Here is a 16050-nt window from a genome sequence, read left to right as displayed (position 1 = left end):
CACCGGCAGGTTCATGGCGCGATGGCCGGCGCGGCCGGTTGCAGATGGCCCAAGCCGAACACCTCGGCATGCGTGCTCGCTGCTGCTCCTTCCTCCTGCGGCTCCAGCACTGCCCAGACGTTGGCCTGCAGCAACGGTGCCACGCGAAAGGACTCCTGCTGCGGCAGGATCTGCACCGACAACTGCCCGGCCGCGCTGCACAGCAGGCGTGCCCGCAGATGCTGCCGCCAGATCGGCCGGGCCTGCATCGGCGCTTCTAATGCGACGCGCAAGCCATGCTCAACCGGCATGCCCAACAGACCGCGCAATGCGGGCTCGACGAAAAATCGCAGCCCGGCCGCACTGGCCATCGGGTTGCCGGGCAAGCCCACATACAGCGCGCCATCACCAAAGCGTGCAAGCAGTATCGGTTTGCCCGGTCGCACCGCAACCTTATGAAACAGCACGTCGGCAGCATGACGTGCCAACGCATCCGGGATGAAATCGTAACGACCACGCGAAACCGCGCCGGTACTCAGGATGAGATCGGCACCGGCATGGCGGGCCTGTGCCAGTGCCGCATCGAACGCAACATCGTCGTCGCCCACCTGCCCGCGCCACACGACCTCGGCACCGGCGGCATGCAACTGAGCCAACAGATAGCTGCTGGTGCCATCGCGGATCTGGCCCGGCAGCAGGGGGTGTGCGGGGTCGCCGATCAACTCGCGTCCAGTGGCCATCAAGGCCACGCGCGGCTGCCGCACCACCTGCACATGCGCGCAGCCCAGGGCGGCGAGCAGCATCAGGTGCGCACCGCGCAGCACGGTGCCGGCATCGATCACGCGATCGTGCAAGCGCACGTCTTCGCCGCGACGGCGGATGTGCTGGCCCGCACGCACCGGCTGGCGCAGGCGGATGCGGCAGGGGCGCTCGCCGTCGTGTTCGAGGATCTGCACTTGCTCGATCGGCACCACCGCATCGGCACCCGGCGGCACGCCGGCGCCGGTCATGATTTCCCAGGCCGCACCGATCGCGGCCGCACCGGCGTCCTGCCCTGCCGCAACGGTGCCGCTCACCACGTACTCGCTGTCTGCCAACGCACCCACCCCCGCGGTCGCCAGTGCAAACCCATCCATTGCGCTGTTGTCGAAGGGCGGCAACTCTGCCTGGCTCGACAAGGCGTCGGCGAGCACGCGGCCCTCGGCGTCGGCGCTTGCCACCCACTCGCTGGCGAGGGTTGCGACGTGCGCGTGGACCAGCGCGAGTGCTTCGGCATAGCTGATCATGTGCAGGACAGTGCCGACCAATGGATGACCCGGCTAGGATACCGGCCCCTGGCGCAGCAGGTACAGGCGTGGCCGTTGCGGCGGCGTATGTCTATCCGCCATGTGTTGGGCATCCCTGAGCACTACGCTTGAAGCTGCTCGAACGGTATGCAGACAGTGTGCGCTGCAAGGTTGCAGGCCTTCCTTCAGCAACTGCACGCATGCAATTCGTCGACTTCGTGGGCTGGCTCGCCAGCATCATCCTGATCGCCACCTTGATCCGGCAGATCTACAAACAATGGCGCTCCGATGCCGCGCAGGGCGTCTCGCGCTGGTTGTTCCTCGGCCAGATCAGCGCCTCGGTGTTGTTCATCCTCTACAGCTATCTGGTTGGCAACGCGGTGTTTATCGTCAGCAATGTGCTGATCCTGCTGACGGCCCTGACTGGCTACGCATTGCAGCGGGTCAAGCGCCGCAAGTTGGAACGCGCAGCGTAGATAGGCTGCGTCGACTCCGGCCGGCCGGTGAGCTGATCAGCTGTTCTTTTTCGCCGACTTGCGTGGTGTCGCCGATCCGGCTGTGGTCCTCTTTGCGGCGATCTTCTTCACCGCTTTTTTTGCAGTGACACTCGACGTCTTCTTCGCGGCCGCCTTGGACACAGCCGCCTTTTTCACTGCGCCCGGCTTGCGCACCTTCGCCACAGGCGTGGTATCCGGCGCCGCTTCAGCGGGCGCATCCGGCACGCGCACGCTGATCCAGGTCGGTGCATGATCGCTGGCCGTTTCCAGTGCACGTACCCACTTGTCGACGCCGGCATCTTGCAAGCCGGGCCCCAGCGTGCGATTGAGCAGCAGATGATCGATGCGCAACCCACGGTCGCGCGCAAAATGCTGACGGAAGTAATCCCAGAACGTATAGATCGGCGTCTGGCCGTGAATTGCCGGCAAGCTATCGGTCCAACCCTGCGCTAGCAGGGTCTGGTAGGCCTCACGGCTTTCCGGCTGCAGCAGGGCATCCTTGCGCCAGCCCTTGGGGTCGTAGATATCCGCATCGGTGGGCACCACGTTGAAGTCGCCGATCAGCGCCACGGGATGCGGCAGGTCCACCAGCGTTTTCGCGTGCCGGATCAGGCGCTCGAACCATGCAAGCTTGTAGTCGAACTTCGGCCCGGGCTGCGGGTTGCCGTTGGGCAAGTACAGGCAGGCCACCACCACGCCATGAATCGCCGCCTCCAGATAGCGGCTCTGCGTGTCGCGCGGATCCCAGGGCAACCCGCGACGAATTTCCACTGGCTCGGTACCCCGCGCAAGCAGTGCCACACCATTCCAGGACTTTTCGCCGTGCCAAATCACACCGTACCCGGCATCGCGGATCGCCTGCTCAGGAAACGCAGACTGCGTCGACTTCAATTCCTGCAGGCCCACGATGTCCGGCTGCTCGCGTTGCAACCATTCCAGCAGGTGCGGCAGACGGCTGGCAATACCATTGACGTTGAACGTCGCGATCTTACGTGAGGTGCCTGACATGGGCATGCAAGTGGCCGCTTCCGTGGTGCAACAGCATGACCGCCGCCTGATGAAGCCGATGCTCAAGCGAGGTGAAGCTGCACTGCGTGACACGGCCCGCGCTCACGCCTGGCAAACCGCCCACGCTCTTAGCTTGAAGCACACTCATTGATGGGAAGCGCCATGCGACATTCCGCACTGTTGATCGGCGTTGCGCTCTGCACCAGTTGCTCGCGCAGCCCGCCGTCGGTCACCCCGCCGGGCGCACCGGAAAGTGCCAAGACCAATGTGCTGGAAGCCGGCGCGAAAGTGCTGCAACCCAGCGGCCCGGTCGGCAAGCTGGACATCTATCTGGTCGGTTTTCATCCGATGAAGGACGCACCAGATGAGCAAATGGAGGCGCATCACTATTGCCAGCAGGTCAACGAAGATCTCGCGCAATGCGCGCTCTACGACGGCAATACCGACCGCGCCAACCTCACCGGTATCGAATACATCATCTCCGAGACGTTGTTTGCGCAGTTGCCGGAACACGAGCGCAGCTTCTGGCATCCGCATAACGGTGAGATCCTTTCCGGCCAGCTTTCCGCTCCCAACCTGCCGCAGCTCGCCGAGAAGGAATTGATGCGCAGCAAGATCAACAGCTACGGCAAGACCTGGCACACCTGGCATTCGCGCAAGGGCACCACGCCCGGCGACACCTTGCCGCTGGGCGAGCCGATGCTGGCGTGGTCGTTCAATCGCGACGGGGAACTGCAGCAGCGGTTGGTTGCACAACGCGACCGGGCCGTCTCGGTGTCCACCGCAGAACGCCGCGCCAACCGTCAAGATCTTGTGCCGCTGGCAAAGCCACAAGAGGGCGTGGATGCATTGCGTGCACATTTTTCCGATGCCCAACCCATTCCTGGCGTCACGGACGCAAAGGGCAGCCATCCTTGAGCCCAGAAGAGGCCCTGCTGCACACGTGCAGCAGGGTCAGGCGTGGTGCACGTGCGTGGCAATGCATGCAGGTCAGGAAGAACGCCCGATGCAGCTGGCAGCGTGCGCGCACCATGCGCTTGTTACGCACGCCGGATGGCAAGCAATTTTCTGCCGCGCTCGCAGGCAACTCAGTGCTGCCAAGGTCTCTGGCGCTAGGGAACAAACCCCGCGCGCACGCACCCATCGTGCTTGTGTTTGAACATGTCGTAGCCCCGCACGGCGTCTTCCAGCGGCATCTTATGGGTCAGCAGAAAGCCGGATTTCAATCGTCCAGCCTGCGCCAGGTCCAGCAACTTGGGCACGTATCGCTGCCCGTGCTGCTGCGCGGTCCGTACCGTCAGGCCCTTGTTCATCACCGCACCCAGCGGAAACTTGTCCATCACCCCGTACACGCCCAGAACCGACAGGATGCCGCCTTTGCGGCAGGCGAGGATGGCCTCGCGCAGCGCCTGGCCGCGATCGGTGTGCAAGTGCAAGGCCTGCTTGACCCGATCGTAGGTATGGCCGATGCCGGTGCCATGGGCCTCCATGCCGACCGCATCGATACACGCATCCGGACCACGCCCTCCGGTCATTTCGCGCAGGACATCCACCACGCTGTCGACCGCCGAATAATCGATCACCTCCACACCTAATACGTCGCGCGCCATCGCCAGACGCTTAGGCAGCCGGTCGATGCCGATCACCCGCTCTGCGCCCAGGATGCGCGCGCTTTGCTGCGCCATCAGCCCCACCCCACCACAACCCCAGACCGCCACCGTGTCGCCGGGCTGGATATCGCAGAAGTCTGCACCCATGAAACCGGTGGGACCTGCATCCGACAGAAATAGCGCATCCTCATCGGACACACCATCAGGCACCTCGAAACACCCGACATCCGCGTGCGGCACGCGGATGTAGGTGGCGTGCGACCCTGCGTAGCCGCCAAAGGCATGCGTATAGCCATAAATGCCGGCGGTTGGATGCCCAAGCAGCGGCTCCTGCATCTCCCAGTTAGGGTTGGTGTTGTCGCACAGCGAAAATTCCTTGCGCTCGCAATGCCAGCAACCGCCACAGGAGATAAACGACGGCACCACCACGCGCTGACCCACACGCACGTTCTTCACCGCGGTGCCTACCTCCACCACCGTCCCCATGAATTCATGGCCGATGACATCGCCCTCGCGCATGGTTGGCAGGTAGCCGTCGATGAAATGCAGATCAGAACCACAGGTCGTGGTAAGCCCGACTTTCAGGATCACATCGCGTGGGTTGACCAGCACCGGGTCGGACACGGTTTCCACGCGCAAATCGTTAACGCCATTCCAGCAAAGTGCTCGCACGGAAAAGCCCTCCTTAAGAATGCGCGTGCGTCGACGCACGCGCCGCTGGGGTATGCAACAAGGTCGGCACCTCACCGGCTTCCAGCCATGCGCGCAGCCGCCGTAGTCCCTTGCCGGCCAGCACGTACGGCGCGGGATTCACCAACTTGGTCAACACCTGCGCCAGCATGCCTTCAACCGCGTAGTGCAGACTTAGCGTCGCCTCGCTGGCTTCGCGCCCATGTGCAGGGTGCACCTGCAATACGATGGTGAGCTGCAGCCCATGCTCGCCCTCGGCGTCGTAACGCACCGACTCGCCCAGCCGCGCATCGGCGCGGCGCAGGGTCAGCTGCACATCCTGATGCAGTGGTGCATGCAGCTTCCAGCGTGACGCCTGGCCGTCGCCGGAGACCAGTTCGGCGGCGCCTTCCAGCACGCGTTGCTGCACATTTGCATCACACCAGGCATCCAGTATCTGGTGAGGTTCGGCACGAATGGTCATGCTGCGCACGATGTGCGTGCCTTCATCGTCGGTGCCTACCGGATTGATCGATAAAGCAGCCATGGCTTAAAGGGCTCCTACGTTCTTGCCGGTGGCCTGTAGCGCCTTGGCACTACTCAGATGATCGGCGACGTGATGGCGCGTGGTCTGCAGGTGTTCGAGCACCGGCGGAGTCTTTACCTGCGGGATCAGCTTGTTGTCGAGCGCCGTCAATGCATCGCTGTGGTCTTTCACCATCGCGGTGATATAGGCCGTTTCGAACGCATGACCGTCCAGCTTTTGCAGCTTGGCCAATTCCGCCTTGCCCTTTGTCATTTGCAGCTTTGCCCCCGTGGCGGACGTGTCCGGTTGCCACTTGGCGATCTTCTGGTTGTTGTCGGTATGCTCCTTGACCATGCGCGTGGCGTAGTCGCGCGCGCCGCCTTGCACCTGCTTCTGCAATGCCAGATTTGCCGCGTTGATTTCGCTGGTGTTGATGGCACTCAGGATGCCGAGCGCCTCGCGCTCGTCTTCGCCAGGTGTCGCTGCGCCTGCGGTTTGCTGCCCGGTGGGCATTGCAGAGTGTGTCGTGTTCTGCGCCTGCGCAGATACGCCGACGCCAACGCACAAGGCCAGGACAAGAATGATCGGGTGGCGCGTGCTCATGGAAGTCTCCAGCTGGATGATGTGGCTCGATGCTGGGCTTCGTTGCGTGACTCGATCGTCGCGCCAGCGTCGAGACCTGGCGAAGGGCGCCTGCTGCAGCGCAACGCATCGTCACATTGTATGAAGGTCGCGCAGCTGACGATTTTTCTCCAGCCTTGAATTCGCTGACTGCCACGCCACTGCGCGGCAACGCGGAAAACCTCGTCATCGGGTGACGGAGATCCTGTTCCGGAAGGACGTAATCGCCTGCATGCGCACCGCCAGCCGGCCTGCTCCGCATCAACGGCACAGCCACCTCAAGTGAAACTCGCACTGCAGCGCTGCGACGTCGACTTTGCGGCATACGCTCCGACCTGCCACATCTCTTCAGCAGTCCCGCGTCACGCCCCAGGATCGGCCGGTCCCAGCTGGTTGGCGGCCAATATCTCGTCGATACGTTTGACGATCTGCGCGGCCTGCTCCTGCGACTGCGCCGCACCGGTGATTTTCTCGGAACGGGCTCGGAACACATCCCAGAAGTCGTCCGGGTGCTGAGTGCGCATGTCCGGCAACGCTTCGGCAAGCTGTTTCAGTTGTGCATCGATGTCAGGTGTCATCACGGTCTCCTCTGCTGGGCTCACGCTACCGTTGCGCCGGTGAGCCTGATGCCAACGTCTCGCGCAGACCGCGTTATCCGCATCATAATCGGAAGCGAAAACCCAGCGTGTAAGTGCGTTCGGGCGATGCGATCTCGCGCGGGAAGTCGCCATGCCGCTGACCGAAATAATTGTTGGTTGTGGTGCCGAGCAGATTGGTGGCCTCGGCAAACAAGGTCACATGCTTGTTGAGCTCGTAATTGACGGCCGCATCCAGCCACTTCTCCCGTCCCTGATTGATCTGTTCGGGCTGATCGCCTGAGCTGTTGAAACTCACCGCATAGTCGCCGCGCCAGTTGTAGGCGACCCGCGCCGAGAACCGCGCGTATTCGTACATCAGAATCGCGTTGTAGGAATTTTTGGACACGTTGGTCACCGGCTGGCTGATACCCTCGGGCGAATCGGCCTCGGCCGAGAGATACGTGTAGTTGAGCTGACTGCCGAAGCCGGACCACCAACCCGGCAGAAAGTCGTAGAACTGCGTATACCCCACCTCCACGCCCTTCAAGCTGCCCTCGCCGGTATTGCGCGGTCGGCTGATCGAATAGACGATGCCATCGATGGATTCATCGGCTGCGTAATTCTGGATATAGCCATCGATCTTGTGATGAAAGCCGGCAACCGACAGCAAGGAGCCGGGACGGAAATACCATTCCAGCGACACATCGGCATTGCGCGATTCCACCGGACGCAGCTTCGGGTTCCCGCCATTGCCGCGCGCCGGCAACGATTCGGTGGACCGGTACAAGGCCAGCTGCGGATTGAGATCGGCAAATTCCGGTCGCGTGATCGTCGTGCTGCCGGCGAGCCGCAGCATCAGGTTTTCATGCAAGCTGAGGTTGGCGCTGTAGTTGGGTAACACCTTGTCGATACGCCGATCGATGCTGACCGGGCTCAGCACGCCATCCAGCGACTGGCTGCCCTGCAATTGCGAATCCAATCGCGTCGCGCGCGCGCCGACACGTCCATCCACAGGAATGGACCCAAGCGAGAAACCGTAATTCACCTGCGCATAGATCGCATAGCTGTCTTCGCGATCGTCGAAAAACAAGGCAGGATTTTCATCGGGCGGGCCCGGCGGCTGCCCCATCAAGGTACGCACCTGGGTGCTTTGCTGCAGCAGAAAATCCTGGTTGGCCGATGCCCAGCGCTCGCTGGTGAATGCACGCGCGCCGTCGAGCATGTTGCCGGGCGTTACCGATGCCAGGCCGGGCACGTCGCTCAAGTAGATCGGTGCGCCGCTCAGATTGTTGCGTGCGCCGGTATCCCCGGAATGATTGGTCGCCGTCCGCCTGCTTGCGCGCGCACCCACGTCCACTGATCGCAACGGCCCCAGCTCCAGATCGAAGGTGGCATCGGCCCGCCACGCCCACTCCTCGCCTTTCTGGGTGTTCCAGCTGTCGTAGTACTGACTCAGTTCCCAATTGCCTGGCGCGGTGATGTCGTACGCGCTGCCATCGGCCTGGGTGATCCAGACATCTGCAGCGCCTCCCGCCGAACGCATGTTCAATCGCGGCGCCTGCGTGTTCATGTCCAGCGTGAATGAGCGGTTCTCGGCGGTGCTATAGGTATAGGCGAGTTCGCTGCTCGCACGCATGCGCTCGCCACTCCAACGCCCGCCCAGCGCAGCTTGGTAGGTGTCCGACGCGTTCTTGTGCGCCTGCGTGCTGGAGAGCGTGCGCATGTCGCGCGCCACCAGGTCGGCCAGCACGTCACTGCCCGGCCGCAGACCGACCGATTCGGTGTTCTCTGGCGTCGCCAGCCCCGGGAATGGCAACCAGTAATTCACTTGGGGCCGGTTGTCGTAACCGATGTACAGCGTGTCGACATACACCTCGCTGTTCTCGCTCGGCGCCCATTGAAACGAAAAATTCGCCGACTTGCGCTTGCGATCGCCGCGCGCCATCAATCCCCCTGCGCCGTAGGGCACGTAAATCTGCTGGGCCGGATCAAGCGGGTTCGGCTTCGCATCGTAAGTGCCATACAATGTGTTGGATTCCTGATACGGGCGGCGTTGATAGGACACGCTCCCCATGCGGCCCATCGCGGTGTCGCGGCGTTGGCTGATGGTGAGGCTGCCATTGGGAACGGTCTTGCCGGATTGATCGCCCCGCAACGCGCTTACGCTGCCGGCAATCGTGCTGTCCTGATCGAAATCGAACGGTCGCCGCAAATGCACATCGACCACTCCGGCGATGCCGCCTTCCTGAAATTGCGCGCCGGTGGTCTTGTACACCTCCACGCTGCGCAGCAATTCGGCCGGAACATCTGCCAGCTCCATGTCGCGTCCCACCGTTGTGAAGACGTTGCGCCCATCCAGGGTCGTGATGACGTTCGGCAAGCCGCGCACCAGCACCTGCCCCACTTCGCCGCCGGCGCGCGCCACCTGTACGCCGGTTACACGTTGCAAGGCCGCAGCCACGCTGTTGTCGGGCAGCTTGCCGATGTCTTCGGCCACGATGGAATCGCTGATTTCCGCATTCGATTGCTTGATCGAAATGGCGCTTTCCACGCTGCTGCGCACGCCTTTGACCTGCACCGCCTCCAACGTGGACGTGGCTGGCGCCGCGCCATCGGCGTTGGGCGCGGCCTGTTGCGCCGCCGCGTTGCAACTCATGGCCAGTCCGATGCACAAACCCAGCGGTCGATACGTGTTGGCACGCCGCGCGACGTACGCGTGCTGCGATGGAATAAGCATGATGGCCTCCTGAGGCAGGCACTGCGACGATGCTGCTGGGCGCGCTGCGCAAGACAGGCAAACCGGGCCGCACGAGCCGCACGAGGTGCTGAACGAGGCCGAATTACAGCGGTGCCGCTCGCAGTGCAGCGTGATCGCATCCGCCATCGCGCCGCGATCATGACGCGCCTTTCATCAGCAGCGAGGTGCGTGCGTGTCGTGGGCAAGATTGCACATCGCAGCTGCTGCGTTTGCGCGACAATGGCTGCATGAGCAACCACGACATCTCTCCCGCCGATGCCCGTGCCCGCGCCCTGCAGGGTGCCTTGCTGGTCGACATCCGGCAACTGCATGAGCGTGCCAGCGGCCAGGCCGAAGGTGCGATGGCGATCGCACAGCACTCCCTGGAAATGGAGCCTGCAGTCCATCTGCCCGAGCAAACCCGCGCAATCGTATTGATCTGCCAGAGCGGCAAACGCTCGGCGCACACGGCCGCCATCTTGCGCACGCACGGCTATGCGCACGTGGCATCGGTGGCCGGCGGCACCAGCGCATGGGCCAGCGCCGGCCTGCCGCTGGTACGCCCGACATTGCCGGCGGACGAGCAGGATTTTCTTGAGCGTTATTCACGCCATCTGCGTCTGTCGCAGGTCGGCCTGGAAGGCCAGCGGCGCCTGGCACGTGCACGGGTGTTGTTGATCGGCGCCGGCGGACTAGGCTCGCCGGCAGCGTTCTACCTCGCCGCAGCCGGTGTGGGGCATCTACGCATTGCCGACGACGACGTGGTGGACCGCAGCAACCTGCAACGCCAGATTCTGCACACCGAAGACAGCGTCGGCACTGCAAAGGTCGACTCCGCCGCACGGCGCATCGCCGCGCTCAACCCGCGCGTGGACATCGAGGCGGTGCAAACGCGCGTGACGGCCGACAATGTCGAAGCGCTGCTGCAGGACGTGGATGTGGTGGTCGATGGCGCAGATAATTTTCCCGCGCGGTATTTGCTCAACGATGCCTGCGTCAAACTCGCTAAACCACTGGTTTACGGCGCCGTGCAGCAGTTCGAAGGACAGGTCAGCGTCTTCGATGCCGGCCGCCACCGCGGTCATGCGCCCTGCTACCGCTGCCTGTTTCCCGAACCGCCGCCGCCGGAATTCGCGCCCAGTTGTGCCGAAGCTGGAGTGCTCGGCGTACTGCCCGGGGTGATCGGACTCCTGCAGGCGACCGAAGCGATCAAGCTGCTGCTCGGCATCGGCGCCGGTCTCACTGGCCGCCTGCTCAGTTTCGATGCGTTGGCGATGCGCTTCCGCGACATCCGCTTGCCGCCGGACCCGCACTGCCCGGTCTGTGCGCCTGGCGCGGTATTTCGCGGTTATGCGGACTACGCGGCGTTCTGCGGTAGTGCGGTTGGTTGAGGTCAGCTCATCGCCGCGGTGTGGTGTCCGTCAGTTGCCTGATTGACTTGCCACCGAAGCAACCAGGTGTATCGCTGCGTTGAGCAGTTCGGCGACGTGGGCGTGGATGGCTGTCTTCCGCCGTACCCTCACCCAACCCTTCTCCCGCCGAGAGCGGCTATCGAGCGATTCGCTCTCAATGTCGAGGCGTTCGCTTTTTCGAAGCGTCGCTTTTACGCCACGACCAAAACGCTTACGCAATTATCCTGCGCGTTGACGCGCCCCGCACGCCGCATCCCCTGCGCATCGCGTAAACACTCCAACCAGGCGCGCGTCATCCTGCCGGGCACCATCGATCAAGCAAACGCTCACAACGCGTACGGAATCACCCGCACGATCTCGCCGGCCTCGAAGCGCCGCGCCTGCTCGGGCAACACGATCAATGCATTGCTGTCGGCCGCGCCACGCAGTAGATGTGAGGCGTCGCCGCGGTGCGGCAGTGCGGTCAGCCGCCCATCTTCGCCGCATTCCAATCGCCCACGCAGGAATTCCAGCCGCTCATGGCGCTTTTCCCATGGGCTTGCCAAGGCCGCATGCCAGACCGGGCGCGGCTCGCTGCGTCCCTGCAATCCATCCAGCAACGGTACACCGTAGGCAATCAGCGTTGCCAGCACCGAGACCGGGTTGCCCGGCAGTCCCAAGACCAGGCAGCGACCAATCTGCCCCAACACCGCCGGCATTCCCGGGCGCATGCGCACACGCCAGAAATGGATGCGCCCCAATTCGCCGATCAGACGCGGCAGATAATCCTTTTCGCCAGCAGAAACGCCGCCGCAGGTGATCACCACATCGAACGCCGCGGCCGCATCTTCCAGCATGGTGCGGATACGTTGCGGGTCGTCCGGCAATGTCGGCCAGGCGGTCGGCGCGTAGCCCAACGCACGCAGTTGCGCCATCAGCATGTCGCGGTTGCTGTTGTAGATCTGTCCCGGGCCGAGCGGCATGCCTGGCTCGATCAGCTCATCGCCAGTGGCCAGCACCGCAATGGTCGGGCGCGGCGCGACCGCAAGCCGCGACACCCCCAGCGCAGCAGCCAGACCGATGCGTGCAGGCGTCAGCACCTGCCCGGCCTGGATCACCAGATCGCCGGCGCGTACGTCGCTGCCGGCCAAGCGCACAGCTGCGCCCGGTGCAGGCGTGGTCTGAAACCGCACCATGCCGTCGCGTTCGTCGGCATCTTCCTTGGCAATCACGGTATCGGCGCCATCGGGCAGTGGCGCGCCGGTGGTGATACGCAGGCATTGCCCGGCAGCCAGTGTGCCGGCCCAGCGCTCGCCGGCAAACTGTTCGCCAACCAGCTGCAACGACGCATCGCCGGCCGCAATATCGGCGTGCCGCAGCGCAAAGCCATCCATCGCGCTGTTGGCAAACGGCGGCAGCGCCAGCGGTGCGATCAGGTCGCCTGCAGAAATCCGCCCATCGGCACGCGAGGTGGCGATGTTTTCATCGGGCGAACGGTTGCTGGCCGCGACACTGTGCAGAATCTGCAGCGCCTGCGTGTACGGAATGCGGGAAGGATGATCGGTCATGCCGCGCAGGATACCAGCGCATCGCCAACGCGAAGGATGGCGGCACCACCCGGCCGCCGAAGCAGGAGATGGGCCTTAATAACGCGCTGCGCTACGAGCGACTTTCGCTTGCACCTGCACGCGCCGCCACGAGTGCCCAAGAACGAACGCATGCACGCGGCAGGAACTGTCTCAAGCCTCGATCGAACGCTCAGGAAGATGCACGAAACGTGCAAATCCCGGGCTCTGAGAACGATTTACCGCGCGCAAGCCACAGATCCACACGCCTCCCGCACCGCCTGGACATCACGCCTCAGGCGGCCTGCGCGCCGTTACTTCCCTTTGACATGCCGCATCAGGCGCCGCTTGCGGGCCACCTGACGATCGGAGAGCGGATTCTTCTTGCCCTCGTACGGATTGGCGCCCTCACGGAAGATGAAACGCACCGGCGTACCAACCAGCTTGAAACGCTTCCGGAAGAAGTTTTCCAGATAGCGCTTGTACGATTCCGGCAACACCTTCAGGCGCGTGCCATGCACGATGAAGGTCGGCGGATTCGCGCCGCCCGGGTGCACATACCGCAGCTTGGAGACATGCCCGCGAATGCTCGGCGGCGGGTTGGTCTCATAAGCGATTTCCAGCGCCTGGTTCACTTCGCTGGTGCTGAACTCATGCGTAGCCGATGCATGAGCGCGGTGAATCGCGTGGAACAGCTCGCGCATGCCCGAGCCGTGCAATGCGGAAATCCGCACCGCCTCGGCCCAGTTGACGAAGCCCAGCTTGCGCGACAGCAGATCTTCGGCCTGCGCACGCTGGTAATCGCTTTGCCCGTCCCATTTGTTGATCGCCACGACCAGGGCACGCCCGGCATCCAGGATCGCGCCGAGAATCGTCGCGTCCTGATCGGTCACGCCTTCGGTGGCGTCCAGCATCAGCACCGCGACCTGGCATTGCTCGATCGCCTGCAGCGTCTTGAACGCGCTGAATTTCTCGACCGCCTCTTCCACCTTGCCGCGACGGCGCAGGCCGGCGGTATCGATCAGGCGGTACTGCCGGCCATCGCGCTCAAGGTCCACCGCGATCGAATCGCGCGTGGTGCCCGGCACTTCCGAAGCGATCATGCGTTCTTCGCCCAGCAGGCGATTGACCAGGGTCGACTTGCCCACATTCGGGCGCCCCACGAAGGCGATGCGCACGCGCGCCGGGTCGTTGTCCAGCAGCTCGCCGGCCCCTTCCTCGGGCAACCGCGCACCCACCTCGTCAAGCAATTCGTCGATGCCCTGCCGATGCGCGGCAGACAACGCCACCACGTCGGAGAAGCCGTAGCGCGCGAATTCCGAGCGCACGGTTTCTTCGTCGGTGCCGTCGATCTTGTTGATCACCAGCACGGTCGGCCGCGCCAATTTGCGCAACCAGGCAAGAATCTCGTCATCGAGCGAGGACGCGCCTTCGCGGCCATCGACCACGAACAGCACCAGATCGGCTTCGCCGGCGGCGGCCCGTGCCTGGCGGGCCGTGGCCCCGGCAAGACCTTCCTCGTCGCCGGCGATACCGCCGGTATCGACGACGATGAAGGGCTGCTGCTCGTCGAGACGGCAGACCCCGTAGTTGCGGTCGCGAGTGACGCCGGGCTGGTCGTGGACCAGCGCGTCACGGGTGCGCGTCAGCGCATTGAAGATGGTGGACTTGCCGACATTGGGCCGTCCAACCAGGGCGACCAGGGGCAGCATCGCAAGATCCTTATTGTGCCAACCGGAAGGCGGTGAGATCGCCGTCGGTGTTTTGTACCAGCAAAATGCCGTCGACCACCTGCGGCTGCGCCATGAGCGTATCGCGTCCAGCACGTGCGCGCGCGGCCAGTGCGCCGTCGCTGAGTTTCAGCCAGTGCAGATAGCCCTTGTAGTCGCCAACCACGGCGTAATCGCCCTGGATGGCCACACCGGTCAGCGAACGGCGTGCCAACGCAGCCTGCGACCACATCGCCGCACCGCTGCTCTTGTCCAGTCCCCACACCGATCCGGCATTGTCCGATACGACCACGACCGCCGACGACACACCAACGCCGCCGGCGCCGCCATGATCGCGCGTCCACAGCGGGCGGCCGCTCGGGCCTTCCAATGCGAGGGTTTCATTCTTGAAGCTGGTCGCATACAGCGTGGTGCCATCCAGCACCGGCGCGCCATCGACGTCGGACATGCGCTCCAGCTCGGTGCGGCCTTCCGGCACGCCGATGGCCTGCTCCCACAACGGGCGACCATCCTGCAGCGCCAGCGCACTCAAGGTACCGCTGTCGTTACCGAGGAACACCACGCCCGGGCCGGTCACGATGGGCGCATTGCCGCGGACGGACAAGGTCGGGCCTTCTTCGGCGTGGAACCAGCGACGCTCGCCGGTTGCGGCATCAAACGCGGTCACCCGACCGTCGTTGCTACGTACCAGCACCAGGTTCTGTGCGATGGCCGGCGCAGCGATCACTTCGTTCGGCACTTTGGCCCGCCACTTTTCAGTGCCGTCGGCCTGGTTCAAGGCAATCACATCGCCGGACAGGCTACCAATCACCACCAGGCCCTCGCCTACACCGGGACCACCGGATAGACGCTGCTTGAACTTGCGGTCGTTACGCTCTTCTTTCTTGGGCTTGTATTCCCAGACGCGCTTGCCGGTCTGCAGGTCAAGTGCCTCTACGCCACCGGTGATCGCCGCTGCATATACCTTGCCGTCGGCCACGGCCGGGCGCTGACGGACGCCGATATGCCCTTCACCCTTGCCGACGCCGGCAGACCAGATCTTCTCGACCTTGACCGATGGCTCGAACTTCACCAGCTCGGCAGGTTCCTGCGCCTTCTTGGCGGCAGCATCCTTCCCGGCAAACCAGCCCTTGACGGTGCTGCAGCCAGCCAGCGACAGACCCATCAAAGCAATCAACGCAACGCGCTTGTACATATCAACCTGCTTCATCAAATCTGCTCCGCCGGATCGGGTACCTTGCCGCCCACATCCATCAGCTTGGTTTCCAGCAACCGGCGCTGCGGCGAGGCCACATCCACCGTGGTCAGGGCCTTGGTGTACAGCGCACGGGCCTCATCCGGCTTGCCCTGCACGACCAGCGCATCGGCGCGGATCTCCAAGCTGGCGTGATCCTGCGCCTCGGCCAGCAGCTTGATCGCTTCGTCCGGCTTGCCGCTTTCGGTCAGCAGGCGCGCCAGGCGCTGCTGCACGATCTGCTTGAGCTCGCCTTCGGCCGGGACATCGCGCAAGGTCTTGATCGCCTCGGCATTCTTGCCGGCATCGACCTGGGCCTTGGCCAGACGCAGCGCCGCCAACTCGGCGTAAATGCCGCCCTTGCCGTCGTCCAGCGCCACGATGTCCTTGGCGGCCTTGTCCAGGTCCTTGGCCTGAATCGACTTCACCACCGCCTCGTAGCGGCCATTGGCCTCGACCAATGCGGTGTTGGTGCGCGTCTGCCACCACTGCCAACCCAGGATCAGTGCCAGACCAAGCAGGACACCGCCCACCAGACCCGCGCCATTCTTTCTCAACCAGGAACGAACGCGTTCGCCTTGTTCGTGTTCGTCCAGCAGATCGTCGATCGCCATGCGTA

14 protein-coding genes are annotated in these 16050 nt (G+C 63.8%); 3 read left to right on the top strand and 11 right to left on the bottom strand.

The window, feature by feature from the left end:
* Positions 1–11: 11 nt before the first annotated feature.
* A complete protein-coding gene (locus J7360_RS10350) occupies positions 12–1286 on the bottom strand; it encodes a molybdopterin molybdotransferase MoeA (protein ID WP_139792651.1) in 1275 nt (424 codons plus the stop codon).
* A gap of 179 nt (positions 1287–1465) precedes the next feature.
* On the opposite strand from J7360_RS10350, the gene J7360_RS10345 reads away from it, so the two are divergent.
* On the top strand, positions 1466–1741 hold the full coding sequence (locus J7360_RS10345) for a PQ-loop domain-containing transporter (protein WP_209033800.1): 276 nt from the start codon (positions 1466–1468) through the stop codon (positions 1739–1741).
* Positions 1742–1777: 36 nt separating this feature from the next.
* Here J7360_RS10345 and xth read toward each other — a convergent pair whose 3' ends face one another.
* A complete protein-coding gene (xth, locus tag J7360_RS10340; RefSeq protein WP_057659456.1) occupies positions 1778–2770 on the bottom strand; it encodes an exodeoxyribonuclease III in 993 nt (330 codons plus the stop codon).
* 147 nt (positions 2771–2917) lie between these two features.
* Here xth and J7360_RS10335 point away from each other — a divergent pair, with 147 nt between their 5' ends.
* Positions 2918–3688, top strand: coding sequence for an OBAP family protein (locus J7360_RS10335; RefSeq protein WP_089095429.1), 771 nt, complete (start codon positions 2918–2920; stop codon positions 3686–3688).
* A gap of 194 nt (positions 3689–3882) precedes the next feature.
* Here J7360_RS10335 and J7360_RS10330 read toward each other — a convergent pair whose 3' ends face one another.
* The 5 genes from J7360_RS10330 to J7360_RS10310 form a co-directional block, all read right to left on the bottom strand.
* Positions 3883–5052 carry a zinc-dependent alcohol dehydrogenase gene (locus J7360_RS10330; RefSeq protein WP_057659452.1) on the bottom strand — a complete coding sequence of 390 codons (1170 nt, stop codon included), beginning with the start codon at positions 5050–5052 and terminating at the stop codon, positions 3883–3885.
* 13 nt (positions 5053–5065) lie between these two features.
* Positions 5066–5596 carry a hypothetical protein gene (locus J7360_RS10325; RefSeq protein WP_057659449.1) on the bottom strand — a complete coding sequence of 177 codons (531 nt, stop codon included), beginning with the start codon at positions 5594–5596 and terminating at the stop codon, positions 5066–5068.
* A 3-nt stretch (positions 5597–5599) separates the two neighbouring features.
* Entirely contained in the window at positions 5600–6178 is a 579-nt protein-coding gene (locus J7360_RS10320; protein WP_209033798.1) for a DUF4142 domain-containing protein, read from the bottom strand.
* Between the two features lie 380 nt (positions 6179–6558).
* Entirely contained in the window at positions 6559–6774 is a 216-nt protein-coding gene (locus tag J7360_RS10315; RefSeq protein WP_042675080.1) for a hypothetical protein, read from the bottom strand.
* 82 nt (positions 6775–6856) lie between these two features.
* Positions 6857–9511 (bottom strand): TonB-dependent receptor, encoded by a 2655-nt coding sequence (locus J7360_RS10310; protein WP_209033796.1) that lies wholly within the window; start codon positions 9509–9511, stop codon positions 6857–6859.
* 185 nt (positions 9512–9696) lie between these two features.
* Here J7360_RS10310 and moeB point away from each other — a divergent pair, with 185 nt between their 5' ends.
* The gene (gene moeB, locus J7360_RS10305) at positions 9697–10902 is read left to right on the top strand and encodes a molybdopterin-synthase adenylyltransferase MoeB (protein WP_176214978.1); all 1206 of its coding nucleotides are present in this window, start codon (positions 9697–9699) and stop codon (positions 10900–10902) included.
* A gap of 347 nt (positions 10903–11249) precedes the next feature.
* Here the strand turns inward: moeB and glp are convergent, their stop codons facing one another.
* The 4 genes from glp to J7360_RS10285 form a co-directional block, all read right to left on the bottom strand.
* Positions 11250–12470, bottom strand: a complete 1221-nt coding sequence (gene glp, locus J7360_RS10300) for a gephyrin-like molybdotransferase Glp (RefSeq protein WP_057659445.1) — start codon at positions 12468–12470, stop codon at positions 11250–11252.
* A gap of 311 nt (positions 12471–12781) precedes the next feature.
* Positions 12782–14179, bottom strand: coding sequence for a ribosome biogenesis GTPase Der (der, locus tag J7360_RS10295; protein ID WP_007963808.1), 1398 nt, complete (start codon positions 14177–14179; stop codon positions 12782–12784).
* A 10-nt stretch (positions 14180–14189) separates the two neighbouring features.
* Positions 14190–15407 carry an outer membrane protein assembly factor BamB gene (bamB, locus tag J7360_RS10290; RefSeq protein ID WP_057659444.1) on the bottom strand — a complete coding sequence of 406 codons (1218 nt, stop codon included), beginning with the start codon at positions 15405–15407 and terminating at the stop codon, positions 14190–14192.
* Positions 15407–16045 carry a tetratricopeptide repeat protein gene (locus J7360_RS10285; RefSeq protein WP_007963810.1) on the bottom strand — a complete coding sequence of 213 codons (639 nt, stop codon included), beginning with the start codon at positions 16043–16045 and terminating at the stop codon, positions 15407–15409. The genes bamB and J7360_RS10285 overlap by 1 nt, the downstream gene beginning before the upstream one ends.
* Positions 16046–16050: the final 5 nt, after the last annotated feature.

It is taken from the genome of Xanthomonas sp. D-99 (genome assembly GCF_017746145.1).
In the GTDB taxonomy this organism is placed as follows: domain Bacteria; phylum Pseudomonadota; class Gammaproteobacteria; order Xanthomonadales; family Xanthomonadaceae; genus Xanthomonas; species Xanthomonas cissicola.
The sequence above is the reverse complement of the archived record's forward strand: the minus strand, read 5'-3'. Positions and strand labels throughout refer to the sequence as shown.

Excerpts from the sequence above, each read along its gene's own strand:
- glp (WP_057659445.1), bottom strand. The coding sequence starts at position 12,470 with ATGACCGATCATCCTTCCCGCATTCCGTACACGCAGGCGCTGCAGATT.
- J7360_RS10315 (WP_042675080.1), bottom strand. The coding sequence starts at position 6,774 with ATGACACCTGACATCGATGCACAACTGAAACAGCTTGCCGAAGCGTTG.
- J7360_RS10325 (WP_057659449.1), bottom strand. The coding sequence starts at position 5,596 with ATGGCTGCTTTATCGATCAATCCGGTAGGCACCGACGATGAAGGCACG.
- xth (WP_057659456.1), bottom strand. The coding sequence starts at position 2,770 with ATGTCAGGCACCTCACGTAAGATCGCGACGTTCAACGTCAATGGTATT.
- J7360_RS10285 (WP_007963810.1), bottom strand. The coding sequence starts at position 16,045 with ATGGCGATCGACGATCTGCTGGACGAACACGAACAAGGCGAACGCGTT.
- J7360_RS10320 (WP_209033798.1), bottom strand. The coding sequence starts at position 6,178 with ATGAGCACGCGCCACCCGATCATTCTTGTCCTGGCCTTGTGCGTTGGC.
- J7360_RS10310 (WP_209033796.1), bottom strand. The coding sequence starts at position 9,511 with ATGCTTATTCCATCGCAGCACGCGTACGTCGCGCGGCGTGCCAACACG.
- der (WP_007963808.1), bottom strand. The coding sequence starts at position 14,179 with ATGCTGCCCCTGGTCGCCCTGGTTGGACGGCCCAATGTCGGCAAGTCC.
- J7360_RS10345 (WP_209033800.1), top strand. The coding sequence starts at position 1,466 with ATGCAATTCGTCGACTTCGTGGGCTGGCTCGCCAGCATCATCCTGATC.
- bamB (WP_057659444.1), bottom strand. The coding sequence starts at position 15,407 with ATGAAGCAGGTTGATATGTACAAGCGCGTTGCGTTGATTGCTTTGATG.